Source organism: Paenibacillus sp. EKM301P (assembly GCF_011800295.1).
Lineage (GTDB): Bacteria > Bacillota > Bacilli > Paenibacillales > Paenibacillaceae > Paenibacillus > Paenibacillus polymyxa.
Genome location: NZ_JAALFM010000055.1, coordinates 1 through 980, shown reverse-complemented (window position 1 = coordinate 980; position 980 = coordinate 1). Strand labels below are relative to the sequence as shown.

At 62.8% G+C, this 980-nt stretch carries 1 protein-coding gene; it reads left to right on the top strand.

The window, feature by feature from the left end; genetic code table 11:
• A partial coding sequence (locus tag HFD99_RS24780; RefSeq protein WP_167441049.1) for an AMP-binding protein occupies window positions 1-980 on the top strand: 980 nt, incomplete at both ends.

The following is a 980-nucleotide window of genomic DNA, read 5'->3' as shown; positions in this document are numbered from 1 at the left end:
GCCGTGCTGGCCGTCTGGAAAGCGGGCGGGGCGTATGTGCCGCTCGACCCGGATTACCCGGCGGAGCGCGTGCGGTTCATGCTCGAAGACAGCGGAGCGAAGGTGCTGCTGACGCAAACGGCGCTGCGAGAGCGTGCCGAGGCCTGGCTCGGCGAAGAGGAGCTGGCGCTGGCGGCGGTGCTGTACCTGGACGACGAAACTTCGTACAGCGAGGAGCGGACGAATGCCGACAGCTTCCATGAAGCCCGTCCGGAGGATCTGGCGTACGTGATCTATACGTCGGGGACGACGGGCAAGCCGAAGGGCGTGATGATCGAGCACCGCAGCCTGGTGAACACGGCGGCGGGCTACCGGCGGGAATACCGGTTGGATCAGTTCCCAGTGCGGCTGCTGCAGCTCGCAAGCTTCTCGTTCGACGTGTTCGTGGGAGATATCGCGCGGACGCTGTACAACGGAGGCACGATGGTGATTGTACCGAAGGACGACCGGATCGATCCGTCTCGTCTGCACCACTGGATTGAGCGGGAGCGGGTCACCATCTTCGAATCGACGCCAGCGCTGATCGTGCCGTTCCTAGAGTATGTGCACGAGCAGCGGCTCGATATGAGCTGGATGGAGCTGTTGATCACGAGTTCGGACAGCTGCAGCGTGGCGGATTACCGGACCTTGCAGGAACGCCTCGGCTCGTTGTTCCGGATCATCAACGCATACGGCGTGACGGAAGCGGCGATCGACTCCAGTTTCTACGACGAGGAGCTAGCGAAGCTGCCGCAAACAGGCAATGTGCCGATCGGTAAAGCGTGGCTGAATGCGAAATTCTACATCGTGGATGCGCATCTGAATCCGGTGCCGGTCGGGGTGTTGGGCGAGCTGGTCATCGGCGGAGTCGGAGTGGCGCGCGGGTACTTGAACCGCCCGGATTTGACGGCGGAGAAATTCGTAGACAGCCCGTTCGCCACTGGGGAGCGGCTGTACCGGAC